The organism is Winogradskyella psychrotolerans, from assembly GCF_018860565.1.
Taxonomy (GTDB): domain Bacteria; phylum Bacteroidota; class Bacteroidia; order Flavobacteriales; family Flavobacteriaceae; genus Winogradskyella; species Winogradskyella damuponensis.
In genome coordinates, this window is sequence record NZ_JAHKPS010000022.1 from 650,525 (window position 1) to 677,091 (window position 26,567).

23 protein-coding genes are annotated in these 26,567 nt (G+C 31.6%); 16 read left to right on the forward strand and 7 right to left on the reverse strand.

What is annotated here, in order from left to right; translation table 11 throughout:
• Window positions 1-66: 66 nt before the first annotated feature.
• Window positions 67-1,284: an NAD(P)/FAD-dependent oxidoreductase gene (locus KO504_RS11760; protein WP_215927085.1), complete on the forward strand. Its 1,218-nt coding sequence runs from the start codon at window positions 67-69 to the stop codon at window positions 1,282-1,284.
• Here the strand turns inward: KO504_RS11760 and KO504_RS11765 are convergent.
• Window positions 1,251-3,395, reverse strand: coding sequence for a response regulator (locus KO504_RS11765; RefSeq protein WP_215927086.1), 2,145 nt, complete (start codon window positions 3,393-3,395; stop codon window positions 1,251-1,253). The two genes, KO504_RS11760 and KO504_RS11765, sit on opposite strands and share 34 nt — an antisense overlap.
• Window positions 3,396-3,741: 346 nt before the next feature.
• On the opposite strand from KO504_RS11765, the gene KO504_RS11770 reads away from it, so the two are divergent.
• The 13 genes from KO504_RS11770 to KO504_RS11830 all read left to right on the forward strand — a co-directional run bounded on the left by KO504_RS11770 (window position 3,742) and on the right by KO504_RS11830 (window position 15,885).
• Window positions 3,742-4,275 carry a DUF1697 domain-containing protein gene (locus KO504_RS11770; RefSeq protein ID WP_215927087.1) on the forward strand — a complete coding sequence of 178 codons (534 nt, stop codon included), beginning with the start codon at window positions 3,742-3,744 and terminating at the stop codon, window positions 4,273-4,275.
• A 98-nt stretch (window positions 4,276-4,373) separates the two neighbouring features.
• Window positions 4,374-5,465 (forward strand): diphosphomevalonate/mevalonate 3,5-bisphosphate decarboxylase family protein, encoded by a 1,092-nt coding sequence (locus tag KO504_RS11775; RefSeq protein ID WP_215927088.1) that lies wholly within the window; start codon window positions 4,374-4,376, stop codon window positions 5,463-5,465.
• 40 nt (window positions 5,466-5,505) lie between these two features.
• Window positions 5,506-6,435, forward strand: coding sequence for a mevalonate kinase family protein (locus KO504_RS11780; RefSeq protein WP_215927089.1), 930 nt, complete (start codon window positions 5,506-5,508; stop codon window positions 6,433-6,435).
• A gap of 55 nt (window positions 6,436-6,490) precedes the next feature.
• On the forward strand, window positions 6,491-7,393 hold the full coding sequence (locus KO504_RS11785) for a geranylgeranylglycerol-phosphate geranylgeranyltransferase (protein WP_215927090.1): 903 nt from the start codon (window positions 6,491-6,493) through the stop codon (window positions 7,391-7,393).
• 112 nt (window positions 7,394-7,505) lie between these two features.
• Window positions 7,506-8,345, forward strand: a complete 840-nt coding sequence (locus tag KO504_RS11790; protein WP_215927091.1) for a pseudouridine synthase — start codon at window positions 7,506-7,508, stop codon at window positions 8,343-8,345.
• Window positions 8,346-8,463: 118 nt separating this feature from the next.
• Window positions 8,464-8,847, forward strand: coding sequence for a hypothetical protein (locus tag KO504_RS11795; protein WP_215927092.1), 384 nt, complete (start codon window positions 8,464-8,466; stop codon window positions 8,845-8,847).
• Between the two features lie 547 nt (window positions 8,848-9,394).
• Window positions 9,395-10,807, forward strand: a complete 1,413-nt coding sequence (locus KO504_RS11800) for an arginine decarboxylase (protein ID WP_215927093.1) — start codon at window positions 9,395-9,397, stop codon at window positions 10,805-10,807.
• Between the two features lie 135 nt (window positions 10,808-10,942).
• Window positions 10,943-11,884: an agmatinase gene (gene speB / locus KO504_RS11805; RefSeq protein WP_215927095.1), complete on the forward strand. Its 942-nt coding sequence runs from the start codon at window positions 10,943-10,945 to the stop codon at window positions 11,882-11,884.
• Complete coding sequence (locus KO504_RS11810) at window positions 11,874-12,851, forward strand: deoxyhypusine synthase family protein (RefSeq protein ID WP_215927097.1); 978 nt, start codon at window positions 11,874-11,876, stop codon at window positions 12,849-12,851. Before speB ends, KO504_RS11810 begins: the two co-directional genes overlap by 11 nt.
• On the forward strand, window positions 12,851-14,380 hold the full coding sequence (locus KO504_RS11815; RefSeq protein WP_215927099.1) for a bifunctional GNAT family N-acetyltransferase/carbon-nitrogen hydrolase family protein: 1,530 nt from the start codon (window positions 12,851-12,853) through the stop codon (window positions 14,378-14,380). Before KO504_RS11810 ends, KO504_RS11815 begins: the two co-directional genes overlap by 1 nt.
• Window positions 14,381-14,516: 136 nt before the next feature.
• A complete protein-coding gene (locus tag KO504_RS11820) occupies window positions 14,517-14,843 on the forward strand; it encodes a hypothetical protein (protein ID WP_215927101.1) in 327 nt (108 codons plus the stop codon).
• A gap of 76 nt (window positions 14,844-14,919) precedes the next feature.
• A complete protein-coding gene (locus KO504_RS11825) occupies window positions 14,920-15,333 on the forward strand; it encodes a VOC family protein (protein ID WP_215927103.1) in 414 nt (137 codons plus the stop codon).
• A 180-nt stretch (window positions 15,334-15,513) separates the two neighbouring features.
• Window positions 15,514-15,885: a hypothetical protein gene (locus KO504_RS11830; protein ID WP_215927105.1), complete on the forward strand. Its 372-nt coding sequence runs from the start codon at window positions 15,514-15,516 to the stop codon at window positions 15,883-15,885.
• 37 nt (window positions 15,886-15,922) lie between these two features.
• Here the strand turns inward: KO504_RS11830 and KO504_RS11835 are convergent, their stop codons facing one another.
• Genes KO504_RS11835 through KO504_RS11855 form a run of 5 tightly spaced genes read right to left on the reverse strand, consistent with a single transcriptional unit; the run spans window position 15,923 to window position 22,395 of the window.
• On the reverse strand, window positions 15,923-17,290 hold the full coding sequence (locus KO504_RS11835; protein WP_215927106.1) for a mannosyltransferase: 1,368 nt from the start codon (window positions 17,288-17,290) through the stop codon (window positions 15,923-15,925).
• Window positions 17,287-18,777: a cellulose synthase family protein gene (locus tag KO504_RS11840; RefSeq protein WP_215927107.1), complete on the reverse strand. Its 1,491-nt coding sequence runs from the start codon at window positions 18,775-18,777 to the stop codon at window positions 17,287-17,289. Before KO504_RS11840 ends, KO504_RS11835 begins: the two co-directional genes overlap by 4 nt.
• Complete coding sequence (locus KO504_RS11845) at window positions 18,774-19,466, reverse strand: glycosyltransferase family 2 protein (RefSeq protein WP_215927108.1); 693 nt, start codon at window positions 19,464-19,466, stop codon at window positions 18,774-18,776. The genes KO504_RS11840 and KO504_RS11845 overlap by 4 nt, the downstream gene beginning before the upstream one ends.
• Window positions 19,467-19,498: 32 nt before the next feature.
• Window positions 19,499-21,088: a 4Fe-4S binding protein gene (locus tag KO504_RS11850; RefSeq protein ID WP_215927109.1), complete on the reverse strand. Its 1,590-nt coding sequence runs from the start codon at window positions 21,086-21,088 to the stop codon at window positions 19,499-19,501.
• A gap of 2 nt (window positions 21,089-21,090) precedes the next feature.
• Window positions 21,091-22,395 carry an NAD(P)/FAD-dependent oxidoreductase gene (locus KO504_RS11855; RefSeq protein WP_215927110.1) on the reverse strand — a complete coding sequence of 435 codons (1,305 nt, stop codon included), beginning with the start codon at window positions 22,393-22,395 and terminating at the stop codon, window positions 21,091-21,093.
• A 97-nt stretch (window positions 22,396-22,492) separates the two neighbouring features.
• Here KO504_RS11855 and KO504_RS11860 point away from each other — a divergent pair, with 97 nt between their 5' ends.
• On the forward strand, window positions 22,493-23,500 hold the full coding sequence (locus KO504_RS11860; RefSeq protein ID WP_215927111.1) for a glycoside hydrolase family 113: 1,008 nt from the start codon (window positions 22,493-22,495) through the stop codon (window positions 23,498-23,500).
• A gap of 59 nt (window positions 23,501-23,559) precedes the next feature.
• Window positions 23,560-24,837: a hypothetical protein gene (locus tag KO504_RS11865; RefSeq protein WP_215927112.1), complete on the forward strand. Its 1,278-nt coding sequence runs from the start codon at window positions 23,560-23,562 to the stop codon at window positions 24,835-24,837.
• A 69-nt stretch (window positions 24,838-24,906) separates the two neighbouring features.
• On the opposite strand, the gene KO504_RS11870 is transcribed toward KO504_RS11865, so the two are convergent.
• Window positions 24,907-26,436, reverse strand: a complete 1,530-nt coding sequence (locus tag KO504_RS11870; RefSeq protein WP_215927113.1) for a carboxypeptidase-like regulatory domain-containing protein — start codon at window positions 26,434-26,436, stop codon at window positions 24,907-24,909.
• Window positions 26,437-26,567: the final 131 nt, after the last annotated feature.

The window sequence follows — 26,567 nt, forward strand, 5'->3', positions numbered from 1 at the left end:
TCATTAAAAAAAGTATTAGTCTATTGACGTATAAGATTGTAGTTTTATCTTTTTTAAATCACAACATTGAATAATCACAAAGATATCATTATCATAGGAGGAGGAGCTGCAGGTTTTTTTGCTGCTATTAACATTGCAGAACAACATCCAGACTTATCTGTTGCCATATTAGAACGTGGTAAAGAAGGTTTGCAAAAAGTAAAAATTTCAGGAGGTGGACGATGCAATGTGACGCATGCCGAATTTATTCCATCTGAATTGGTCTTAAATTATCCAAGAGGAGAAAAAGAACTTTTAGGCCCTTTTCATAGGTTTATGACAGGAGATACTATTACTTGGTTTGAAGAACGTGGAGTGGAGTTAAAAATTGAAGAAGACGGCAGAATGTTTCCGGTTTCAAATTCTTCACAAACCATTATAGATTGTTTTTTAAACGAAGCAGAAAAGCATCGTGTTGAGGTATTGTATAATCATGCTGTAAAATCTATTGACACTTTAGCCGATGGTTTTAAAATTGAAACATCGCAAGGAGTTTTTCAATCTAAAAAGGTATTAATGGCTACAGGAAGTAATCCTAAAATCTGGAAATTACTCGAAGATTTAGGGCACACCATTATACAACCAGTACCATCGCTATTCACTTTTGATATTAAAGATGAACGCATTAAAGATATTCCTGGAGTTGTAGCAAAACAGGTAGAAGTTAAAGTTGTTGGTACAGATTTAGAGTCTAATGGACCATTACTAATTACACATGTTGGTATGAGTGCGCCAGCGATTTTAAAGCTGTCTGCGTTTGGTGCTGTGGAATTAGCAAAGCGGAATTACAACTTTCAAATCGAAGTTAATTTTATAAGCTTGGCTACTGAGAGCTGTTTAGACGAACTCAAAAATTACAAACAACAATATGCCAAAAAGACCCTTATTAATTCAACACAATTTGACTTGCCAAAACGCCTTTGGAAACAGTTAATTCTGGCAGCCAATATTGGAGAAAATGAACGTTGGGCAGATATTAATAAACAGCAATTAGAAGATTTAGCAGAGCAATTAACAAAAGCGATTTTTCAGGTTACAGGAAAAAGCACGTTTAAAGAAGAGTTTGTAACAGCTGGAGGCGTAGATTTAAAAGAAGTAAATTTTAAAACTTTTGAAAGTAAACTAATTCCTAACCTTTACTTTGCAGGCGAAATTATTAATGTAGATGCCGTTACAGGTGGTTTTAATTTTCAAAATGCATGGACGGGAGCTTATATTGCTTCTGCATCTATAATATTGGATTGATTATACATTGTGCGATAAGATAGAATTATAGCTTTAAAATCTTCAAAAATATAAGGTTTGGTAATAATTTGGTTTATTCCTGAAGTTTCAGCTTTTGCAGAAATTTCAGAAGAATTTAAAGCTGTAAGTGCTAAAATAGGAATGTAAGGATTAAACATTCTTATATGCTTTGTTACTTCATAACCATCCATATCTGGCATGTTAATATCCATCAATATTAAATCAAAATCTTTCTCTTTTACAAGACATATCGCTTCTTTACCATTAGAGATTGTTTGACAACTGTAACCTTCAATTTTTTCAATATTCTTTTTTGTGATTAATAGATTAATTTTGTTGTCATCAACAATTAAAACACGCATGTCTCTATGTGTGAAAAGTGTGGGTGTACTTTTATTTTCTTTAGACATAGAAAGCTGAAATGTTATTTCAAAGAAAAAGCAAGAGCCTTTATTAGGTGTAGATATAAAATCGATATCAGCATTGTGGCTTTTTAATAAGGTCTTTACAATATATAATCCTAAACCAGAACCACTGCTATTTTTATTTAAAAACGTCTTGTTTTCAAAAGCACTAAAAACAACAGATCTGTGTTCCTCTTTAATGCCAATACCAGTATCTTTAACTTCAAAGCGTAAAGTGATTTCTTCATTATTTCTGCTTTTTTCTATAACATTAATCGTAATAGAACCCTTTTTTGTGTAACGTATAGCGTTATAAGCCAAATTGATTAATATTTGACTAAAAGCTACTTTATCGACCAAAATATTTTCATTTTTGTCTGATTTGTCAATATTAACAATCAATTCTAAATCTTTATTTTTAGCCGCTACTGCAATTGTGCTCACAACGTGACTAACAATTTTTTCGATTTTATCTGGTTTTAATCTAAGGGTTTTATTGTCAAATTTAAGTCTGTTGGCTTGTAAAATATTGTCTATTAATATGGATAAATAGTTGCTTGACGATATTAATGAATTTAAATACGATTGCTTTTTAATAGCATCATTTTCTTGATCTATAAGTGTTGCTAAACCACTAATACCATAAATTGGCGTACGTAATTCATGGCTGAGTATTGAGAAAAACTCTAAGCGGTCTTTGTCAATGGCAATAAGTTTAGAATTAGAAGCTTTTAATGCTTCGTTAATCTTTACAATATTTTTTCTGGCCTTAAAATAAAAGTAAAAAACAGTAAGTATTATGGCTAAAGTAAGGCTCATAATAATAGTACTTACTAAGAATATTTGTGAGTTTAGTGCTTCTTTTTTACGGGTTTCATTTGCTGTAGCTAGCTTTTGCTCAGCATTAATAATTTTATCTACTAGCTCACCATTTCTAATATTCTTTAGCTCTATATTATTAAGTGCGGTGTATTTATAGGTATCAGATTTTAAAAGATATTTATTGGCAGAATCTAAATTTTTATTGCTATTGGTATAATAAAGGTATTTGTAGTAATTTAAAGATGCTATTTTTCTATAGGAATTAATATCTGTAGAAAGAGAAGCTTTTAGCTCATCTTCGTTTATTAAAAACAATGGTTTATAATCTTCTTCTACTTTAAAGTTAGATAATTTAACATGTGCAATAGCATTGTAATATTGGTAAGATTGATGTAAATTCTTTTTCAGATTTTCTATTCTATAATTCTTAGAATAATTTAAGGAATCAAAATTAGTAGTTTTTAAAGCTCTTATGCCTATGTTGCTAGATTCTAACATGCTAGTATTATCAAAGCTGTAGTAGTCTTTTTTTATTTTGTACCTAAGATTTATAAAATATATTTCACTGTTAAGTTGTTTTGATATGTCTTGAGCTATTGGATATAGACTATCAAATTTTGAATAGTTCTTTCCTGAAACATATGAATTTAGTATGCCTGAGTAAGAGAGGTCTCGTCCTTTGTCTTGGCTAAGAGAATCGTATATTTTTAATGCTTTTACATGGTAGCTTTCAGCCCTCTTGAAATTAGACATTTTGGTTAATACTTGCCCTAAAGCATTGTAGGATTTGGCTTCAGTGTCCTTAAAATTGTATTTTTTAGAAAAACGTATGGCATCATTAAGTAGAACAGTTGCCTTATAAAGACTGTCGTTTTTTACGAGCATATCCAGCTTATAACTGTTAAAGGTGCAAGAACTGTTATTTATGTTTATAAGTGATTCTTGTGCTTGTGCAAAAGAAACATTTGTAATTAGGGCTATAAACAAAATAATAACAGTGTTCAATTTGGGGAAACACATGTAATTAGTCTATTAGTGGGCAAAATTACACTTTTTCACAAAACTATTGTTACTTAAACGTTTTTTATTGCTTTTTATAGATTTTTTTTGTTGTGTTAGTTTAAGTTATAGCAAACCTTCTTTTTTTCTAATTCCATTCTATTGTTTGTTTAACATTGTAAGAAGCGCTAGTATTATTACATTTGTTTACCAAGCTTAAGACTATTAATTTATGATTACATATATCGCATTGTTACGAGGGATAAACGTTGGTGGACACAAAAAAGTTGTAATGGCTGAGTTAAGAGAATTACTTTTAAAATCAGGATTAAAAAATGTAACAACTTATATTCAAAGTGGAAATGTTATTTTTCAATCTTCAAATAATAATGCAAAAGCTTTAGAAGAAAGTATTCAGAAATCTATTTTAAATCACTTTGGGTTTGTAGTTCCTGTTACAGTTAAAAGTAGAGTTGAATTATCTGTGATTTTTGATAATAATCCTTTTGAAACAATTAATAAAGCCGAAAGTTATTTTATAGTACTTAATAAAATTCCGGAAAACCATTTAGTAAAAGAAGCATCTCAAAAAATATATCCAGATGATGAGTATATTATTTTCAATGATTGTATCTATCTGTTTTGCCCAAAGGGGTATGGGCGAGCAAAATTCAATGTTAATTATTTTGAAAAAAAATTGAAAGTCAATGCAACGTCAAGAAACTATAAAACAATGGTAAAACTACTTGCATTGTCAGAAGAATAAAGTAAGAACCTTTAGAATTTACTTATTTTTGCAGATAATTATAAGATGCAATTGAAAAGGCTGCCTCTAGGCAGTCTTGGTCAGATATTTAGTACGCAATGACAGAACAAGACTTTATTCTTAAATCCTACAATTCCAATATTGATAAGGGTTCCGTAAAATGGGCTTCACCAAGTAATATTGCTTTGGTGAAATACTGGGGAAAGCAAGCACATCAAATTCCCGAAAATCCGTCTATTAGTTTTACACTTTCAGATTGTAAAACCATTACCGAAATGACTTATACAAAGAAGGATAACCAAGGGTTTAGTTTTGATATTTATTTTGAAGGCGAAAAAAACGAAGCTTTCAAACCAAAAATTCAAACCTTTTTTGAGCGTATTGAAATTTATATGCCTTTTTTAAAGGATTATCATTTTAAAATAGAAACATCAAATACCTTTCCACATAGCTCAGGTATTGCGTCTTCAGCATCTGGTATGAGTGCTATTGCCTTATGCTTAATGAGTATTGAAAAGGAGCTTTCTGTACCTGAGAGCGACAATGTAGAGTCCCAAGATTATTTCAATCAAAAAGCATCATTCCTTGCGCGTTTAGGTTCAGGAAGTGCATGTAGAAGTATTGAAGGAGAACTTGTGGTTTGGGGAAAAAATGAAAGTATTGAAGATAGTTCTGATTTATATGGTGTAAAATTTGAAGGAGATGTACATGCAAACTTTAAAAATTATCAAGACACTATTTTATTAGTAGATAAAGGAGAAAAACAAGTGAGCAGTACGGTCGGTCATCAATTAATGTATGGTCATCCATTTGCAACAAAACGTTTTGCCCAAGCGCATGATAATTTAGCAAAACTGAAAACAATTCTAGCTTCTGGAGACCTAAATGCCTTTATCAAAATTGTAGAAAGTGAAGCCTTAACGCTACATGCTATGATGATGACAAGCATGCCTTATTTTATATTAATGAAACCAAATACATTAGAAATTATTAATAAAATTTGGGCATTCAGAGAAAAAACAGATTCAAAAATTTGTTTTACGCTAGATGCAGGAGCAAATGTTCATGTTCTTTATCCGGAAAAAGAAAAGGATGATGTCTTGCAATTCATTAAGAATGAATTAGCTAACTATTGCCAAAATGAACATTATATTTGCGACCAAATTGGTTTAGGCGCCAACCAATTATAATTTTAATACGTATATTTGTTAAAGTAATAGTTTGCAATACATGAAGGGACCACTATTTTATTCTAAAATTCTTTTATTCGGTGAGTACGGAATTATTAAAGATTCTAAAGGCTTATCTATTCCATATAATTTTTATAATGGAGCATTAAAAGCAGAAAATAATTCTACACCAGAAGCTATAAGCTCAAATGAGAGTTTAAAGCGTTTCGCATTGTATTTAAAGGAGTTAGATAAAGATTTAGTGACTTTTGATATTGATACATTACAAGATGATGTTGAGGCAGGAATGTACTTTGATTCTTCCATTCCACAAGGATATGGCGTAGGGAGTAGTGGAGCGTTAGTAGCTGCGATTTACGATAAATATGCCAATGATAAAATTACTGTTTTAGAGAATTTAACACGAGAAAAACTGCTAAAGTTAAAAGCTGTTTTTTCTGAAATGGAATCATTTTTTCATGGTAAGTCTTCAGGATTAGATCCTTTAAACAGTTATTTGAGTCTTCCAATTTTAATAAATTCTAAAGATAATATAGAAGCTACCGGAATTCCGTCTCAAAAGACTGAAGGAAAAGGAGCGGTATTTTTAATAGATAGTGGTATTGTTGGTGAAACAGCACCTATGGTTAGTATTTTTATGGAAAATATGAAAAATGAAGGTTTCCGTAGTATGCTAAAAGACCAATTTATCAAGCATACTGATGCTTGTGTTGATGATTTCTTAAAAGGCGATATAAAATCGTTATTTAAAAATACAAAGCAATTATCTAAGGTTGTATTAAACAACTTTAAACCTATGATCCCTTCTCAATTTCATGAGCTTTGGAAAAAAGGTATTGAAACTAACGATTACTACTTAAAATTATGTGGTTCTGGTGGTGGAGGCTATATTCTTGGATTTACTGAAAATATAGATAGAGCCCAAGAAGCTTTAAAAGGCCAAAAGTTAGAGGTAGTCTATAATTTTTAAGTCCAAATGTTGCCACAACACTGAGCACAGTCTAAGTGTTTTCTAAAAATCAGTCATGTTATCAAGACGACAGAAACACATTCTTCTCAAATTTTTTAGCCTATTTTCAGTAGTTAGGGGATACAATATTTTAGTTGTTGTAATTGCTCAGTATTTAGCTTCAGTTTATATTTTTGCTCACGATAAGCCCTTAAAGTCGGTTCTATTAAGTCTTAACCTTTTAATGCTAGTGCTAGCTTCTTCTGCTACCATTGCAGCAGGTTATATTATTAATAATTTCTATGATTCTGAAAAAGATTTAATAAACAAACCCAGAAAAACCATGTTAGATCGTTTGGTGAGTCAAAACACCAAACTGTCCTTTTATTTTGTACTTAATTTTATTGCCGTTGTTTTTGCTAGTTATGTGTCGTTTAAAGCCGTAATATTTTTTGCAGCATATATTTTTGCTATTTGGCTGTATTCGCACCGTTTAAAAAAGCAACCAATAATAGGTAATATTGTATCAGCAATTTTAACAGTAACTCCATTTTTTGCTGTATTTATTTATTATCAAAATTTTGAAAAAGTTGTTTTTGCCCATGCTATATTCTTGTTTTTATTAATCTCAATGCGAGAACTTACTAAGGATTTAGAAAACATTAAAGGAGATTTAGCACTTAATTATAGAACGGTACCTGTTGTTTATGGAGAAAAAGTATCTAAGGTTATGCTTACCGTAGTCGCGATTTTAACTATAATTTCAGCAGCCATTCTTGTCTTATTTTTTAAGATTGGGTATATGTATTATTTCTTTTATCTCAGTATTGTGTTGCTCTTCATCTTTTTACTCATTCTGTGGAAATCTGAAAATAAAGCCCATTATCTTATTCTTCACAACATGCTTAAGTTTATTATTGTTGCTGGTGTGTTTTCTATTTTATTGATTGATGTATCTATTGTTCTAAATAGGATATAAACTTCATTAATAGTGCTTTGTACTTTTATATCAATACCTAGTATTTAAACTACTCTACTATTTAAGTAAAAAATGTGAACTATTGTTATACCTTTGCAAAAATTTATATACCATGAGCAAACAACAAGATAGCAAAGGAAAAGGAAAGACTTCAGGAAGAGGAAACGCTAATAGCAAAACAAGAAGTTTTGCTAAAGGAAATGCTCCTTATAAAAAGAAAACGAAGTCTGAAAAACCATCTAATTCAGATGAAATCCGTTTAAATAAATACATTGCTAATTCAGGCATGTGTTCACGACGTGAAGCAGATGAAAATATAGCCATTGGTTTGGTTTCTGTTAATGGTAAAGTCGTAACCGAAATGGGTTATAAAGTAAAACGTACTGATGAAGTTAGGTTTGATGGTAGTCGTATTACACCAGAAGCCAAAGCGTATGTATTATTAAATAAACCTAAAGGGTTTGCAACTACAACTGCAGAAAGCAAAGGTAAAACGGTTATGGATTTGGTAGCCAATGCTACAAATGCAAATATAAAGCCAATTGGCCGTTTGGGCAGAAACTCGTTAGGTCTATTATTATTTACAAATGATGATAAGATTGTGCAAAAATTCACCAATTCTAAAAATGGTGTCGCAAGATTATTTCAGGTAGAATTAGATAAGAACCTAAAATATGAAGATTTAAAAAAGATTCAAGAAGGTTTTAAAGTCGAAGGCAAATTAATTACAGTAGAGGAGATTAGCTATATTCAAGGTGAGTCTAAAACTCAAATAGGAATCAAAATTAAAAACACGGGAAATACCATTTTACGTACCATATTTGACCATCTCAATTATGATATTGTAAAAATTGATTGTGTAGCTATTGGTCATTTAACCAAAAAAGATATTCCTCGCGGTCACTGGAAACACCTAACAGAACAAGAGGTGAACACCTTAAAAATGCTTTAATTTTTAAACGACATTTTTTTAAATAATTGCCGTTTATCGAATAAATAGTACATTTTAACGACTGAGTTATTTTTTTTTCTATATTGCAGCCCCAAATAGAATGAAAAATAACCTACTTATGAAGAATGTAAAACTACTTTTAGTGCTTTTACTTATAGTAAATTGTACAACAAACTTACCTAATGAAGTTAATGAAACTTCAGAAATCTTAGCCCCTGAAGCACAAAATTGTTTTGATGATTTGCCCCAAGTTAGAATAACTAACAATGGAGTGCATGGCTACAATTTTCTTATTTACGATATAGATGATAACTATACCACGCTATATTCTGGGAGTATTCCTCTTGGATCAGATAGTGATTGGATTGAATTGTCTAGCGACAATGTTGTAGTTATAGCCTCTAATGAATTTGATTATGGTCAAAAAGTACAATTAAGCTTAGAGAATTGCGATACTATTGAGGTAGAGATAGATACTAATGATACCTTGACAGTATTATAATCAAAATATCATTTTATCAATCCAAACAATCGTTCGTTTTACTCTAAATAGTAAAAGTTAAAACAATTAAGTGACCTCTCAAATAAAGGTGAAAATTATAAAAACCATGTATTAAAAATTGGTGTTTTAGGATTAATAATTCGCTTTAAATTGGAGTTAATACTGTATTTGTTTTAAAATTATTAAAACCATTATCAACTAGAAGACTCATGTGTTCTAGTTTAATGGTTTTTTTTATTGGTGTAAAAAAAAATAAAAAAAAGTTTTCCATATTAAAAAATAAATTACATTTGTTCCGCATTTAGCTGAACAATTGAAACGTGTTTTTACGTTCGGGTTTTTGAAAATTAGGAAGTCATATTCAAAAGCCGCTTATAAGATAAGTAACCGAATTTTAGAGCTAACTTCCGCTTCTACAATTGCTGCCAGTCAGCATATATATGGTTTTGTTCCTACGACACAAAGCCAAATTCAAGTATGATATAACGTCAATACAACTTGTACCACGCTTATATTTTATTAATCTATACTTGACATTTTTTACAACATGAACAATAAATACATTGATCTTATCGATCAATCTTTCGATTTTCCTCAGCCAGAATTTAAGCTAGAGGATAAAAACTTACAGTTTCACGATATTGATCTTATGAAACTAGTAGAGCAATATGGAGCACCATTAAAATTTACGTATTTGCCACAAATCTCTAATAACATTCAACGGGCTAAAAAATGGTTTGCTGATGCATTTGAGAAGTACGATTACAAAGGCAAATACAATTACTGCTATTGTACTAAAAGTTCGCATTTTAAGCATGTGTTAGATGAAGCATTAACTAATGATATTCATATTGAAACCTCTTCTGCTTTCGATATTGATATTATTAAAGCACTTAAAAAAGAAGGTAAAATCACCAATAAAACCTACGTATTAAGTAATGGCTTTAAACGCGAACAATACATTACTAATATTGCAGACCTTATAAATGATGGACATAAAAATGCCATTCCTATTATAGATAATTATGAAGAAATAGATTTATTATCTCAAGAAATTAAAGGCAAGTTTCAAGTAGGTATTAGAATTGCTTCAGAAGAAGAACCAAAATTTGAATTTTACACCTCACGTTTAGGTATTGGGTATAAAAATATTGTGCCTTTTTACAAAAATCAAATACAGAAGAATAAAAAGGTAGAGCTTAAGATGCTACACTTTTTTATTAATACAGGTATTAGAGATAATGCCTATTACTGGAACGAATTGCACAAATGTTTAAAAGTCTATACAGCTTTAAAGAAAATTTGTCCAACTTTAGATAGTTTGAATATTGGTGGAGGATTTCCAATTAAAAACTCATTGGCTTTCGATTTTGATTATGCCTATATGGTAGATGAAATTGTAAACCAAATTAAAATTGTTTGCGAAGAGGAAGAAGTAGCTACACCAAATATTTTTACAGAATTTGGCAGTTTTACAGTTGGAGAAAGTGGAGGAGCGATTTACAAAATCTTATACCAAAAACAACAGAACGATCGTGAAAAATGGAACATGATTAATTCTTCTTTTATCACAACACTACCAGATACTTGGGCTATTAACAAACGTTTTGTGATGTTACCAATAAACCGCTGGCAAGATAGTTATGAGCGTGTGCTTTTAGGAGGGTTAACTTGTGATAGTGATGATTACTACAATAGCGAGCAACACGTAAATGCTATTTATTTGCCAAAATACAATAAAGACAAACCTTTATATATTGGCTTTTTTAATACAGGAGCTTACCAAGAAACCATTGGAGGATTTGGAGGGTTACAACATTGTTTAATACCTACACCAAAGCATGTTTTAATTCAAAAAGATGCCGACGGTAATTTAAATACTAAGGTATTTGCAGAGCAACAGAAAAGTGAGAACCTACTCGGTATTTTGGGCTATGAGCCAGAAGAAAAGGTGAAGTAACTTTTCGAAAATAAAATTTAAAAGAAAAGATAAAGTCCTAGTTTAAATGGTCCCATTGAGCGGATTTTAGGGGTGTTTTTTCGAAAATAAAATAAGTATAATTTAATAAGATTCCCGTTTTCACGGGAAATAAACATGAAAACAAAAACTTACGCTGGTATTCCAGAAGAATTAGCAAAATTAGAAACGGCTAAAATTGTATTAATTCCTGTACCTTATGATGGTACAAGTACATGGCAAAAAGGAGCAGACAAAGGTCCTGATGCGTTTTTAGATGCTTCGGCAAACATGGAACTTTACGATATTGAAACCGATTCTGAAGTGTATCAACAAGGTGTGTTTTTAGCAGATGCTGTCACAGAAAATGATTCTCCAGAAGCTATGGTAGAAGCAGTTCATCAAGCAACAAAACAATACATTAAGAAGAATAAATTTGTTACTGTTTTTGGTGGTGAACATTCTGTGTCTATCGGAACCATTAGAGCATTTAATGAAATGTTTGATGATTTAACGGTTTTACATATTGATGCACATGCCGATTTACGTGAAAGCTACGAAGGTTCTACATGTAACCATGCTTGTGCCGTTTATGAAGCGAGTCAAACGACAAACTTAATTCAAGTGGGTATTCGTTCTATGGATATCCTTGAAAAAACGATTATGGATGATGAGAAAACTTATTTTGCTCATGAAATGGCAGAAGATGATAGTTGGATGGATGCTGCAATCGATCAAATGACAGATAACGTGTTTATTACTTTTGATTTAGATGCTTTTGATCCTTCAATTATGCCAAGTACGGGCACACCAGAACCAGGTGGTTTACTATATTATGAAACATTAGAATTCTTAAAACAAGTGTTTGAAGAAAAGAACGTAGTTGGTTTTGATATTGTAGAGTTATGTCCTAATGAAAAGGAGAAATCTTCAGATTTCTTAGCGGCTAAATTGTATTACAAAATGTTAAGTTACAAATTTCAAGATCAAAATATAGAAGATGATTTTGAAAGTAATTTTAACAATTCAACTAACGAAGGAAACAAAAAATCTAAATTCAATACAGAAGATGACTACTAATAAAGGAGAAATTTCAAAATTTATAGAAAAGTATTACTTACACTTTAACGCAGCAGCTTTAGTTGATGCGGCAAAAGGGTATGAAGAACAACTCAATTCTGGTGCAAAGATGTTAGTCTCTTTGGCTGGAGCTATGAGTACTGCAGAATTAGGTAAGATTTTTGCTGAAATGATTCGTAAAGATAAGGTGCAAATTGTGTCTTGTACTGGTGCAAATTTAGAAGAAGATATCATGAATTTAGTAGCACATAGTCATTATAAACGTGTGCCTCATTATAGAGATTTAACACCTCAAGACGAATGGGATTTATTAGAAAAAGGGTTAAATCGTGTTACAGATACTTGTATTCCTGAAGAGGAAGCGTTTAGACGTATTCAAGAACATATCGTTAAAATATGGAAAGATGCCGAAGCTAAAGGAGAGCGTTACCTGCCGCATGAGTATATGTACAAATTATTGTTATCTGGTGTTTTAGAGGAGCACTATGAAATAGATTTAAAAGATTCTTGGATGTATGCAGCAGCAGAAAAAAACCTTCCTATTGTATGTCCAGGTTGGGAAGACAGTACTATGGGGAATATTTTTGCTAGTTACGTTTTAAAAGGCGAGTTAAAAGCAAGTACCATGAAATCTGGAATAGAGTACATGACATTTTTAGCAGATTGGTATACCGATAACTCTGAAAATGGTATTGGATTTTTTCAAATAGGAGGAGGTATTGCAGGAGATTTTCCTATTTGCGTAGTACCTATGTTATATCAAGATATGGAACGTACAGATACACCATTTTGGAGTTATTTCTGCCAAATTAGTGATAGTACAACCAGTTATGGATCTTATTCTGGAGCTGTTCCAAATGAAAAAATAACATGGGGAAAATTAGATATTAACACCCCTAAATTTATTATAGAAAGTGATGCGACCATTGTAGCACCATTAATTTTTGCTTATCTTTTAGATATGTAATGGAAGAGCATAGAATTGAAAATATAGAATTAAAGTTTTTAACCGTTGATGATTTTGAGGAATTAAAATCTGCAACCTTAGAATCTTATGGAGGTGTTTTAGATTCCTATTGGAAAAAACACCACATAGAGCGCTTAACATCTATTTTTCCTCAAGGGCAAGTGGTAATAAAAATTGATGGTAATATTGCAGGTTGTGCCTTGTCGCTTATTGTTGATTATGATAGTATTGATGACGAACATACGTATGCAGATATTATAAAAGGCGATTCGTTTAAGAAACACGACCCAAATGGTGATGTACTTTACGGAATTGATGTTTTTATAAAACCAGAATATAGAGGTTTACGTTTAGGAAGACGGTTATACGATTACAGAAAAGAAATCTGTGAAAACCTAAATTTAAAAGGTATTGTTTTTGGTGGTAGAATGCCAAATTTTCATAAATATAAAGAGCTTACACCAAAAGAATATATTGAAAAAGTAAAGCGCAAGGAAATTCACGATCCGGTTTTAAATTTTCAAATTTCTAATGATTTTCATCCCGTTAGAGTTCTAAAAGGCTATTTAGAAGGAGATACAGCTTCAAATGAATATGCAGTTTTAATGGAATGGGATAATATTTATTATACCAAAAAAAGTAAAAGAGCAAGTGCTATAAAAACAGTTGTTAGATTAGGCCTTATACAATGGCAAATGCGTACCTACAATAGTTTGGACGAATTAATGCAGCAGGTAGAATATTTTGTAGATAGTGTTGCGGCCTATAGGTCTGATTTCGCCTTGTTTCCAGAATTTTTTAACGCACCATTAATGGCTAAGTACAATCACATGTACGAACCTGATGCAATTAGAGAGTTGGCAAAATATACAGCTATTATTGTTGAAAAAATGCAACAATTATCAATCTCTTATAATATCAACATTATTACAGGTAGTATGCCAGAATTAATTGATAACAAGTTGTTTAATGTTGGGTATTTGTGTAGAAGAGATGGGAGTTTAGAGCGTTATGAGAAAATTCATATAACACCAGACGAAGCTAAAGTTTGGGGAATGCAAAGAGGCCATAAACTACAAACTTTTGAAACTGATGCAGGAAAAATAGGGATTTTAATTTGTTACGATTCAGAATTTCCAGAATTATCAAGGTTATTGGCAGAAGAAGGTATGGATATTTTATTTGTACCATTTTTAACCGATACACAAAATGGCTATTCTAGAGTACGCTTATGTGCTCAAGCCAGAGCTATTGAAAATGAGTGTTATGTTGCCATTGCTGGTAGTGTAGGAAATTTACCTAATGTAAATAATATGGATATTCAATATGCACAGTCGGCAGTATTTACACCATGTGATTTTTCATTTCCTAGTAATGGAATAAAAGCAGAAGCGACTACTAATACAGAAATGATTCTAGTTGCAGATGTAGACTTGAGTTTATTAAGAGAATTACATTCCTTTGGAGCTGTAAAAAATTTAAAAGATCGAAGAAAAGATGTATATGATGTTATTCGTGTAAATAAATAAGTATTATATTTAAAAAAAAAATAGCTTCAGAAATAGTATTAAAGAATGACATATCCATTGCTAAAAGTTTATCATGGAAAATCATTTTTAAAATGGATATAACATCTGATATATAGAAAAAAATAGAATTTACCTAATGAAACCAAAAGACGCACATTTAAAACGAGTTATAGTTGATTTTAAAAAATTAACACCAGAAATTTTAGCACTTCTGGTAGAGAAATATCCTGATGGCTATGACGACGATAATGTTATCTCGTTTAAAAATGCAAAAAACGAAACAGTCGAAGCCGTAGAAGTCACTACAGAAGACACTAAGTATTTAGTAAAAGTAAGTACTAAGTTAGAACAGACGATGGAAAACTATGATGAAGATGATTATGAAGACTTTGCAGATGATGATCCAGATGCTGTAGTTGACCCAGATTTAGAGCCAGGAGCCGAAGGTGAAGATTTTGACTAAATTAGTGTTGCTACGTTAAGAATATGTTGTAATTTACTGTATATTAAAATGTTATAAATTTTAAAATGGTTGAATTATGGAAACATCATTTCACATGTCGTTACCTTGTTTAAGTGTAGAAGAAACTAAAAATTTTTACATTAATAACATTGGAGCTTCCTTGGGAAGAGCTAACGAAAATTGGATAGATATAAATTTATTTGGTCATCAACTAACATTTATTCAAGCCGAGAAATTCAATTTCAATAGCCCAAATTATGTCTTTGAAGGTAAGATGTTGCCTTCATTTCATTTTGGTGTTATTGTAGATGTTGAAAAATGGGGAGAACTCTATGCAAAACTGAATAATCTGAATTTAAAAGTGGTAACTCAAACCACGTTTTTAAAAGATCAAACAGGTGAACATTTATCGTTTTTTATTAAAGATTCAAACGATTATATGTTAGAATTTAAGAGTTTTAAAGACTCTGATGATATATTTAAAGTATAATGAATTACTTTTTATTTTAAAACAGAAATAGACAAAAAATAACGTCTTTTAAAGTTCCACAGTACTTATAACCAAGAGGTTGTAATCTAAAAGCATTTGGGCTTGAGGTGGCAAAATCCCAAAACCACAAACTGAAAATTTTAATTATTACTGAATTATTTCAGTATAAAATTTAATGCGATGAATACTAAAAAAATAACAGTATTTGTGCTTATGGTAATGGTTTTAAGCGCAAATGCATTTTCAATTACAAATCAAATTAATCAAAATAAGATTAAAGTAACTAAGGTTGCGACTTTTGATGGTTACGATGCAGAAGATGGCTATGCTTTTATTATTAGAGAAGATGAAGATGATGAAGACAGTGAGGCAATTGTTTATTTTACTGAAATCACAGAAGCTGCTCTAAAAGCAGTGAATCTAAAATCTAATGACCTTATTGGTAAGCGTTTTGAGATTATATATGAGGTTACAGAATATGAAGAAGAAGATGAAAACGGTTTTATAGAAACCTATGAGAGTTATAAATTAATACAGGTTAAGAGGTTGTAATTATAACATCAAACCAATAGCCAATAAAAAAAGACTGCTAGGAAACTTGCAGTCTTTTTTGTTTTAAAACTTCCCCAACAAAAACGGAAATTACAATACTGTATTCTAAAGCAATAACCCACAAATTTTCAGAATTGTTAGTATTAGAATAGGCCAAATAACTTAGTACAATTACCAAAGACCAAACTAGTGGAAACTTATAATTGGTAAAAACACTTAATATTATTAAGGTTGCAATGTACCATGGGTGAACAGTTGTGCTTAAAAAAAAGTATAGGGTAAGTACTAAAAGCATTGAGGTTATTAAGTTTGGTAAATTAGTATTCTTTTTAAAGAATGTAAATCCTAAAATAATAAACACTGAAATTAAGGGTAGAATTTTTCCAATAATGGCAATTTCATTATAACCCGTTATAGCATAACCAATGGCTCTTGCCAGATAATAAACACTAGCATTGAATTCAAAATTTCCAAACCAAAGTCCAACAGTTTTTGAGTAGTTATTCAAAAAATCCATAGAAAAGAACGGTAAGAATAATAGCAATGTAGTTGCTCCTACAATGGCGTAGAATGTAATTAATTTTATGAATCCTAATGTATTATTTTGTTTATCTATGGTATTAGATGTAAACCATCCAAAAAATAAGGGCAACAACATTAGGGGGATTAATTTTACAGAAATAGAACAAGCCAAAACTACAGCAGCCCATTTCCATTTTCCAGAGAGTAATAAATACAATGACCAAATGAAAAAGAAAATCATGACACCTTCAAAATGAAGATTCCCCGTTAATTCTATGATAATAAACGGATTTAAAATGTACCAAAATATTCTACTTGAAGGTAATTTTAAGCGTTCTAAAAGTTTCTTTCCAAAATATAGTGTGCCAAGATCAGCTGCTATAATAACGAGCCTTAATCCAATAACTGAGCTTAGAATACTCTTTCCTGGTAATAGGTTGGCCAGAACAAAACAAAATTGATTTAAAGGAGGATAATTAGAAAAGTGAGAGGAGCTTAAGCTTCCCATGCCATTGTACAACTCTTGAGCTTGATTTATAGGGAATTTTAGATTATTAATAAAAGAATCAGGTGTGTATAGGTAAGGATTAAAACCTTCTAAAATCATACGGCCATCCCAAATAAAGCGATAAAAATCTTGAGATAAATTAGGGATAGCAAAAAGAAATAGCAATCTAAACAGAATAGAAAAACCAACTAAAAGTTTAAAGTTAAAACCGGTTTTCTTAATTATTTGAAAAGCTAAAAAAAAGAGAGTAATGTAAATTAATAATAGTTCTATGGTGTCCCAACGCATTAAATCATACGCAAACCAAGCATAGAAAGCACTACTAATAATAAAAAATAGAAATGGAATTTTGTGATATTTCCAAAGCGCAATCACACTTTAGATCTTAATGATTTAAAAAATACATACCCAAAGCCAATAAATAACATTAAGTGAAACGGAAACAGTCCAAAGTCACCACCTTGGTCACCAACCACAAATGCACTGTACATACCAAAAGCAAAATAAAGCATTAAAATGCCTTCAATAATAACATGAGGAGACATCTTTTTTATAATGTATTTGTTGCCTTTCCATGAATCTCTAATAGTGCTAATATTAAATTTAGGAGTCCTTACAAACTCGCTTCGTTTCCCTATGTGGCCTTCGATTACAGCAATAGAATTATGTAAAGAAAAGCCCATGGCAATAGAGAAAAAGGTAAAAAACATTCCTATATAACTAAAGAATTTTTTAAAACCACTACCATAAATGTTACGGTACATAAACCAATAACACACAAAGAAAATAATAGTACTCATTACAAAGAAACTCATAATATAAAAGTAGTTTCTTAAATGCGCATATTCATTTTTTATATATAACATTGGAATACTTAAAATAGCCACTGTGAATATGCTTAAAAACATTGTACTATTTAATAAATGTAGTAAACCGTGAACTTTTGTTTTTGTAGAAATATTATCAGACTTTATAACACGCCAAAGCATTTTTCTAAAGTTTTCTGCTCCACCTTTATTCCAACGAAATTGTTGAGAACGTGCAGCACTAATAACAACTGGTAATTCAGCTGGAGTTTCTACATCTTCTAAATATTTAAATTCCCAGTTTTTTAGTTGTGCTCTATAGCTTAAATCTAAATCTTCAGTAAGGGTGTCACCTTCCCAGTTACCTGCATCTATAATGCAAGTTTTTCTCCACACACCAGCGGTGCCGTTAAAATTTATAAAATGGCCTTTACTATTTCTACCTACTTGTTCTAAAGTGAAATGAGCATCTAAAGCAAAAGCTTGAATTTTGGTTAATAAAGAATAATTTCTATTAATATGTCCCCAACGTGTTTGTACAACACCAATTTTTTCATTTTTAAAATAAGGAATGGTACGTTTTAACCAGTTAGGTTGTGGTAAAAAGTCAGCATCAAAAATAGCAATATACTCACCTTTAGCTATTTTTAAACCTTCTTTAAGCGCACCAGCTTTAAATCCGCTTCTATCTGTTCTCGTAATATGTGTAATATCTAAACCTGTTTTGGCCAACTGCTCTACATGTGCTTTTGTAGTTGCAATGGTTTCATCAGTAGAATCATCTAAAACTTGAATTTCTAATTTATCTTTTGGGTATTCTAAAAGCGCAATATTATCTAATAAACGCTTCATTACATACATTTCGTTATATACGGGAAGTTGAATGGTAACGAAAGGAATTTCTTCAGAATTGGAAAAATCAAAGGTTTCACAATCTTGCCTTTTCTTTTTCGAAGATAAATAATTATAAAGTAAATTTAGTTGCGCCAAAGCGTACATAAATATAAGTACAATGGCAATGGTGTATATAACAATAACGATTGATTCGAGAATCATTTTTTAAAACTGTATTTAAAAATCCAACCTAAGATTTTTATGCCTGCAAAGATAGCACCTTTTATCGTTCCTGAAACTTTTGAGACACCTATTCTGTTTCTATAATTAACAGGAATTTCCCTATAGTTTAATTTCTGTTTTAAAGCTTTTAATTGCATTTCAACAGTCCAACCATATGTTTTATCTTCCATATTTAAGCCTAAAAGGCTCTTGTATGTAATGGCTCTAAAGGGGCCTAAGTCTGTAAATGTTGAGCGGAAAAACAAGGCCATTAAGTTTGTTGCTAGCCAATTACCAAAAATTTGCGGAGAGGTCATAGAGCCTTCTTCTCGTAATTCTTTAACACGAGCACCAACTACAAAATCAATATTATCCTCTAAGATAGGTTGAATGATTTTTGTTAATTCTTCAGGGTAATCACTGTAGTCACCATCTAAAAAAACAACGATATCTGGTTTTTTTTCTAGTTTAGAAATATAATCCATGCCTTTTAAGCACGCATAACCATACCCTTTTCTGTTTTCGACTAAAACTGTTGCACCTGCATTTTTGGCGTTAATTTCAGTGTTGTCAGTAGAATTATTACTAACCACAATAATTTCATCGACAATAGAAGGTATGTCTTTTATGACGAGAGGAATTGATTCTTCTTCGTTATAAGCAGGAATAATAACTTTTATGTTGGGCATTTAGTGTATTTGAAAGTGCAAAAGTAATCTTCTTATTTTTGATTTACTAAATCCATTAAATCAACATCGTTTCCTAAAAGGACTTCTGTTGGATTAATACGGCCTTTCATAGAGTCATTTTCTAATTTTAAAACACCTCTTGGACAAACAGCAGAACAAATACCACAACCCACACAACTAGAGCGTACGATGTTTTCTCCTTTTTGCGCATAGTGTCTTACATCAATACCCATTTCACAACTGTTAGAACAGTTACCACAAGAAATACATTGTCCACCATTAGTCGTAATCCTAAATTTTGAAAATAAACGCTGTTGGAATCCAAGAATTGCTGCCATAGGGCAACCAAAACGACACCAAGAACGGTTTCCTAAAATGGGATAAAATCCTGTACCAATAACTCCAGAAAAAATGGATCCAATATAAATGCCATACGCAGATCTTAAGGCGCCAGCTTTAATATAAAATAGATGATCTGTGGTGCCTGTAAAATGCATAATCAGTAAAAGAGCAATGACAATGAAAAATCCTATAGCTCCGTATTTTGCATCTTTTCCTAATTCTTGTCGTTTAAAGAACATCACTGCGGCAAATACTAAAGTTAAAAAGCCAATGACTAAGCTTATAAAAACACCTCTGGTTAGCCAGAAATCATTTTTATCATAGCCTAAGTAGGTGTACACCATGGCAACAGTCATTACAATAGAAAATACTAAAACGGTATGGATTAACCAACGTTCTAATTTCCAAGCCGACATTTTTTTAGACGATAATTGTCTAAAAGAATCACCCGCAGTTTCTGCTAAGCCACCACAACCACAAACCCAAGAGCAGTACCAACGTTTTCCATATTTATAGGTTAAGATTGGAGTTATAACAAAGATGGATAGGATACCAAATATGAGTAACGCCAAACCAATATTTCCATTAGATAAAAATCCTTTTACAGACCATTCATCAAAAATGTAATAATTAAGAGGCCATATACTTTTAAGGTCGTAGTATGGTAAATCATTGTTCATAACGTACATAAATTCAGGAATCAAAAAGGCAAAACCCAATTGAAAAAACATTACTGAAACGGTACGTAATTGTTGGTAACGATTATGTCTGTATTTTAGAATAAATTTATATCCAAAAGCTAAAATAGCAACGGTATACAAGGTGCCGTAAACAAACCATTGGCTCGCATTTCTGCCACTTAAGAGTTGACTTAAAGGGTCAAATAAACTAATTAAACCCGTGTTTTCTGCTCCATCTGTACCCAAACCTAGATATTTAGGAAAGAAATAAAGTACAATATAGAAGGTGGTTAAAATTACACCAACAATCCAACCCCAAACTCCACGAGAGGAAATAGATTTAAACCAAACACCATCATTCTTTATGCCTTCTAGTTTTGTAAGGTAAGCTTCTCTAGAATACATGATAATACCGCCAATTATAGATCCTAACGACAGTGTAAGAAATAAACCTTTATTGGGGAAATTAGTATTAAAAAGTGCTAAGGCTAAAATAAATAAGCCAATAACACCTATGGCAAGAGCTACTTTTTGTTTGTTATTAATATCTAAAGCATCCGGTTTTGCTAAAGACATACTGTGGTTTAATTTATTGCTCATTTTTATACTGGTTGTAACTGGTTAGTGTAGGCTTTTAAAATTTTGGTTTCAAATCTTGAGTAAAATTCAGGATCAAAGTTGGCTTCAGAGAGGTGATTCATCACGTAATCTACATCGCGTTTCTCAGTAAGCCATTGATCAAAAACGTCATGGCGCATTCTAATGCCGAAGGTATTGATACCTAAAAATTCGTTAGTGTCTTTATGATAAGCAACAGTTATACATTTGGTGTCGTCTTCATGTTTCCAATGAAAATGTTGTTCGTATTCTGGTCGTCCGCGTTCGCCAAATACCCAACCATAGGTTTGATATTCGATATCTAAAAATTTAGCAGAATTAAACCAATGACCTGGTTTGTATTCCATTTTATTTCCGCAAATGGTTTGTGCTAAGGTTTCACCCATCATACGGCCAGTGTACCAAACGGCTTCAATTGGTCTTCGGTTTCCAATGGCTTCATGCTGTTCGGCACAATCACCAATAGCATAGACATCTGGAATGTTGGTTTCTAAAAAACGATTCACTTTAACACCACGCCCTATTTCAATATCAGAATCTTTTAAAAAATCAATATTTGGTGTAACTCCTGCAGTTAAGCCAACCACATTACATTCTAGTTCTTCTCCGGTTTCTTCAATAATAACCGATTTTACATTGCCATTATCGTCTGAGTTAATGGCTTTCAGATTTGTAGAAAGTCGTAAATCGATATGATGATTTTTAATGTGCCTGTTAATCATTTCACTTTCTCCTTTGGGCAATACACCATTCCAAAAGCTGTCTTCCCTAACCAGAAATGTTACAGGAATACTTCGGCTATTCAACATTTCAGCCAATTCAATACCTATTAATCCACCTCCAACAATTACAGCACGTTTGCAGACCTCATTATTGGGTGCATGTACTTCTAGATTTTCTAAATCTTGCTTGTGGTACATGCCCATAACACCGTTTAAATCTTGTCCTGGCCAACCAAATTTATTGGGTTTACTTCCTGTTGCAATAATTAATTTATCGTATTGCAAAGTGTCTCCTTCAGCAAAATGAAGGGTTTTAGTATTTGTTTCAACCTGTTTTACATACCCTTTTTTAAGTTCAATTCTGTTTTTTTTCCAGAACCAATTCTCGTAAGGTTGTGTGTGTTCAAACTTCATATGTCCCATATAAACGTACATTAATGCGGTACGAGAGAAGAAATAATCGGCTTCGGCAGAGACGATGGTTATTCTTTTATCGGATAGTTTTCTGATGTGTCTTGCAAGTGTAACTCCAGAAATGCCGTTGCCAATAATAACGATGTGTTCCATATAATTGAGGTTGTTGATATGGACTATAGGTCGAAGCTTTTGTTAAAACCTTAATCTATTAGTCGAATTTCTTTAAATTTAGGCATAATTTTATAGTATGCGATATCTTATTTACTTTCTTTTGAGCGTTATTGTTATAAGTTGTGCTGCTGCAAAATACAAGCCTTTAAAAATAAATGGTGTCAGTTTTGTTGCAGCTAAAGATGCTATTGATAGTACACATACCAAACCTGTTGTTAATATAAATGCTAATGCTGCAGCCGTTATGCCTTTTGGTTTTATAAAGGATGTTAATCACCCTGAAATAATTCATAATACAGACCGTCAGTGGTTTGGTGAGACTAGAGCTGGTGCTAAGCAATACATAGAAACGTTACATAAAGACCATGTTGAGGTGATGATAAAACCTCAAATTTGGATTTGGCATGGAGAATTTACAGGTTTATTAAAAATGAATACTGAAGCAGATTGGAAGTTGTTAGAGTCCTCATACTCTAGTTTTATTCTTGAATATGCAGAATTGGCAGAAGAGCTAAACGTAGAAGTGTTTTGTATTGGTACTGAACTTGAAGAATTTGTTAAAAATAGACCAGAGTATTGGCAGCAATTAATTAAGGAGATTCGAGCAGTTTATTCAGGGAAACTAACTTACGCTGCTAATTGGGATGAATTCTGGACCACACCGTTTTGGTCAGAATTAGATTATGTAGGCATTGATGCTTATTTTCCGGTGAGCGATATGCAAACACCAACAATTGAAGATTGTATTAAAGGCTGGGAAAAACATAAACAAGGTTTAAAAGCATTTTCTGAAAAATTAGACCGACCTATTTTATTTACAGAGTTTGGTTATAGAAGTGTTGATTATTCTGCTAAAGAACCTTGGCGCTATGATCGCTCTATGACTTCTGTGAATTTTGAAGCTCAAAACAATGCCACCCAAGCTTTATTTGAAGCCGTATGGCAAGAAGATTGGTTTGCTGGTGGTTATTTATGGAAATGGTTTATAGAACATCATAAAGCTGGAGGATTGGAAGACAATCAGTTTACTCCACAGAATAAGCCCGTTGAAGACATTATAAAGGCGCATTATAGTCAGTTTTAATTTAAAGTTTTGTAATGCTATAAGGTATTTAACGTCTGAGAGTTCAATTACTAATATGTATGAACTTAAAATCAATATTATTTATAGTAATACTTTGTTTAGGGTGTTTAAGCTATTCACAAGATATCGTCATTGCTGAAGTTGAAATTGAAGGCAATAAACGTACTAAGACTAAGTTTTTAAAACGTTTAGCTTTTGTAAAGAAAGGAAGCATGGTAGATTCTACTATAATAGCTGCAGATGTAAGACGTTTTAAGTTGTTAGCTTCTGTTGCTAGTGCCTCGTCAAAATTAGAAAAAATTGAAGATGAAAACTACAGACTTATCTATACGATTGTTGAAAATTTTGCTATTATTCCTGGGCTAAATGTATCTCAAGATAATAATGATGATTTTGCATTTAGAACATCTGTTTTCGATTTCAACTTTCTTGGGCAAAACCAAATATTGGGTGGGTTTTATGCGAGAAATGTGTTTGATTCTTATGGGTTTTATTGGGAGGCACCCAATTTATTTACAAGAAAATTAGGAGTCGGTATTAATTACCAAAACAATGTATTACAAGATCCTATCTTTTTTGAAGATGGACGTGATGTTAATTATAAATCCACAAGTAGTGCCTTTGAATTAAGATTGATGTATGAACATAATTTTAAGAATAGATTCGAAATTGGTATAAACGTCGCTAATGAAGATTATAATTATTTGAGCGGAAATCTACCTCAAAGCATTCCAGAAAAATTAGGTGTCGATAGGGTAAGGGTTGTTGGTGAGTATGAGCATAACAATATTACCAATGAGTATCAATACATAGATGGGTTTAGAAGTGTTTTTACTTACAGTTTTACATTGCATTCTAATGGTGACAACGCATTGTTACGTAACTTTTTTATTGGTAGAAACGATTTTGAATATTTTAAACGTATTGGTAATAAAGGAAATTGGGCTAATAGACTTCGTTTAGGATATGCTACTAATGATACAACTCCATTTGCACCATTTGCATTAGATAATCAACTTAACTTAAGAGGAGTTGGAAATACCATTGATAGAGGTACGGCCTCTGTAGTATTAAATACAGAATACAGACATACAATACTAGAAAAAGGATGGTTTGCCATGCAAGCGAATGCATTTATCGATGCTGGTACGTGGCAAGAGCCAGGTGGTAATCTCGGAGATTTAATTGAAGGAGAAAAAGCAAGCGGATTCACTGGTTTAGGTGTTCGGTTTATTCACAAGCGTATTTTTAATGCTGTCTTTCGTATAGATTATGGTGTTGGAATAGGAAAAAAAGCGAATAATGGTATTGTCTTTGGAATAGGGCAGTATTTTTAACGAGACTCAAAACAAGCAAGAGCTCTGCTCGAAGCTTGTTTTGTTATCTCAATGTATTGTTCTTATTTATTACTCGATATCAATGGCCTTAAAATCTTTTAAAGCTTTATTAGGTTCAATAATATTATAACCCTTCCAAAACTCAGGATCGTATTGGTTTAATTGGGTTGGAGTAACAAGTGATTTTTCTTTGAAATTTTTAAAATCTGATTCAGATATAGCATCAGTTTCAAAAACTACAAGTTCTGTTTTTTCAATATTTCTAACGATAAAGTGAATGTCTCCTTTTAATTCATTTTGTTTACGTCTGCCTTTTACATTTTTATTTTTCTCTACAATTTTAAAAGGTCGTTTAATGCCAACGCGTTCGCCTAAAGACTCATCTCTGTATTTTAAAGTGTATTTATCATTGTCATTTTTTTGAAAGATTATTGTGCCTTCCTTTAAGTATTTTTTCATGGAAATGCCAAGAAGAGAAAACTTACTTAGTGGTTTTACATTTTTATAATCAACTCTTACAACTGCAAAATCTTCAGTATTCACATACATGGTGCCAGAAAAGTCTTCACTGCGTTTGGGCTTAAACGGAATCACATACACAAACATATCATTGATATACGCATAATCTGCAATTTCAAATTCATAACGTCTCGATTTATGAATAAAGTTAAGATCATTATCTTCATCAATAAAGTTGTTGTTTTCAAAATTATGAATCATCATTTTTCGCCAATGTAAAAAGCCAATTTTACGAATAGAATCTCTTTTCTTTTGTTCGGCAAGTAAGGCATCTGTCGCGGCTTCATTTTTTTTATTTGTATCTCCAAATAAAGAAGAATCCATTTCCTCTTTTACACTAAACCAACCCGATTTTATTTTAAAATACGAATCGCGTTTTACATACTTTTTAAAGATGTCATTAAAACGTTTTTCATAATTATCTAGGTTAATGTCTTTAGATTTATCATATAAACGACAAGCTTTTAGAATCTCCATTTTTTGAGAGGCCTTTGGTTCAATTTCACCGTAGATCTCACCTAAAATTTCAGTGTGATTACTATTGTTTTTAGGCATTATATGAAGCAAACTATCTATGAATTGCTGGTTAAATTCTGGTATGGTCGATTTTTCTAAACTCACATCGTATTTGTCCATTTCAGTATAATAGGATGTCCTATAAAAGAGCTTGCGTTTGTTATAGCTGAAGTCATAATTTACCGTTAAGCCTTCTTTTATTTTATCTAAAACTTCGTCGATGGTGTAATTTTTATTGGTGACTAGCACTTCCGATAAATCCACAGATTTTGACTCTAAATAAATAGAAGAATTGTTGAAGTTAAATAGTGAAATTCGTTTTTCTTCATACCCTAAACAACTTATCATTAATGAGTCTGTTGCTCTAATAGCACGTTTAATTGTAATATTAAATTCCCCATTATCATTACTAATAACACCTGTTTTTGAGTTAAATTGAATAGTTGCAAAAGGAATGGGTTGTTCTGTTTTTGCATCTAATAATGTTGAAGAAAAAGTTTCCTGTCCGTAAGATTGCGACACTATGCATAGGATAATCGCAATGATGATTTGATTGATTTTCATGATGAAGGATTGATTGGTTGATTTACAGCCAAAGTATAAGATTGATAGATTTTATAAACCCGATTTAAACTTTTATTAAGTAAGATTTATCTTAAATTTAACAACTTTAAGAATATTTAAGAGTGATTTTT

Coding starts and splice junctions, on each gene's coding strand:
- KO504_RS11865 (WP_215927112.1), top strand. CDS start 23,560: ATGAACTTAAAATCAATATTATTTATAGTAATACTTTGTTTAGGGTGT.
- KO504_RS11845 (WP_215927108.1), bottom strand. CDS start 19,466: ATGCCCAACATAAAAGTTATTATTCCTGCTTATAACGAAGAAGAATCA.
- KO504_RS11800 (WP_215927093.1), top strand. CDS start 9,395: ATGAACAATAAATACATTGATCTTATCGATCAATCTTTCGATTTTCCT.
- KO504_RS11825 (WP_215927103.1), top strand. CDS start 14,920: ATGGAAACATCATTTCACATGTCGTTACCTTGTTTAAGTGTAGAAGAA.
- KO504_RS11780 (WP_215927089.1), top strand. CDS start 5,506: ATGAAGGGACCACTATTTTATTCTAAAATTCTTTTATTCGGTGAGTAC.
- KO504_RS11775 (WP_215927088.1), top strand. CDS start 4,374: ATGACAGAACAAGACTTTATTCTTAAATCCTACAATTCCAATATTGAT.
- KO504_RS11790 (WP_215927091.1), top strand. CDS start 7,506: ATGAGCAAACAACAAGATAGCAAAGGAAAAGGAAAGACTTCAGGAAGA.
- KO504_RS11840 (WP_215927107.1), bottom strand. CDS start 18,777: ATGATTCTCGAATCAATCGTTATTGTTATATACACCATTGCCATTGTA.
- KO504_RS11815 (WP_215927099.1), top strand. CDS start 12,851: ATGGAAGAGCATAGAATTGAAAATATAGAATTAAAGTTTTTAACCGTT.
- KO504_RS11785 (WP_215927090.1), top strand. CDS start 6,491: ATGTTATCAAGACGACAGAAACACATTCTTCTCAAATTTTTTAGCCTA.
- KO504_RS11820 (WP_215927101.1), top strand. CDS start 14,517: ATGAAACCAAAAGACGCACATTTAAAACGAGTTATAGTTGATTTTAAA.
- KO504_RS11765 (WP_215927086.1), bottom strand. CDS start 3,395: ATGCTCGTAAAAAACGACAGTCTTTATAAGGCAACTGTTCTACTTAAT.
- KO504_RS11850 (WP_215927109.1), bottom strand. CDS start 21,088: ATGAGCAATAAATTAAACCACAGTATGTCTTTAGCAAAACCGGATGCT.
- KO504_RS11830 (WP_215927105.1), top strand. CDS start 15,514: ATGAATACTAAAAAAATAACAGTATTTGTGCTTATGGTAATGGTTTTA.
- KO504_RS11870 (WP_215927113.1), bottom strand. CDS start 26,436: ATGAAAATCAATCAAATCATCATTGCGATTATCCTATGCATAGTGTCG.
- KO504_RS11855 (WP_215927110.1), bottom strand. CDS start 22,395: ATGGAACACATCGTTATTATTGGCAACGGCATTTCTGGAGTTACACTT.
- speB (WP_215927095.1), top strand. CDS start 10,943: ATGAAAACAAAAACTTACGCTGGTATTCCAGAAGAATTAGCAAAATTA.
- KO504_RS11795 (WP_215927092.1), top strand. CDS start 8,464: ATGAAGAATGTAAAACTACTTTTAGTGCTTTTACTTATAGTAAATTGT.
- KO504_RS11860 (WP_215927111.1), top strand. CDS start 22,493: ATGCGATATCTTATTTACTTTCTTTTGAGCGTTATTGTTATAAGTTGT.
- KO504_RS11770 (WP_215927087.1), top strand. CDS start 3,742: ATGATTACATATATCGCATTGTTACGAGGGATAAACGTTGGTGGACAC.
- KO504_RS11810 (WP_215927097.1), top strand. CDS start 11,874: ATGACTACTAATAAAGGAGAAATTTCAAAATTTATAGAAAAGTATTAC.